1 rRNA gene is annotated in these 629 nt (G+C 52.3%); it reads left to right on the plus strand.

The window, feature by feature from the left end:
* Positions 1 to 522 precede the first annotated feature (522 nt).
* A 23S ribosomal RNA gene (locus tag AC1DBN_RS21425) occupies positions 523 to 629 on the plus strand; the annotation flags it as partial.

Consider the following 629-nt stretch of genomic DNA (forward strand, 5'->3'; position numbering starts at 1 on the left):
GAAGGTGCGGCTGGATCACCTCCTTTCTAAGGAGCACCTATAACCGCTCATGCCGACGCTTGTTGGTGGTGGGGGTTGTCAGGAGTAATGCCCGTTGCACGGACGAATGTTTCGTGGCGGGTGCTCAAGGGTGGAATATCAACGAATAGCGGCTGCTTGTTTCTGTGCCTTGTCTAGTACGAACCCCACTTGGTGGTGGTTCTGGAACGGTGGGTGTGGGGATGGGTGGTTTAGTGTTTGGCACACTGTTGGGTCCTGAGGCAACAGGGCCATGCTGGTGATCCTCCTTTGTGGGGGTTGGTGGTGTGGGTTTGTTTGTTTCTGGTTTCCCTGCTGCACCGATCATGCACTGTGTGTGTGGGGTGTGTGGTGTGGGGTTGTTGTTTGAGAACTACATAGTGGACGCGAGCATCTTGTATAAGAAGCAATTTCCAAGATAAATGAACCTGGATCTGGTTCGTGCGCCTTTGGGTGTGCGGGACAGTTTTCGTGGTTCTCTCGAAATTAGTTTTTGATCTTTGTGGTCAAGTTTTTAAGAGCACACGGTGGATGCCTTGGCATTAGGAGCCGAAGAAGGACGTAGGAATCTGCGATAAGCCTGGGGGAGTCGATAACCGGACTGTGATCCC

The sequence above is a fragment of the Pseudarthrobacter sp. 10T415 genome (assembly GCF_056394175.1).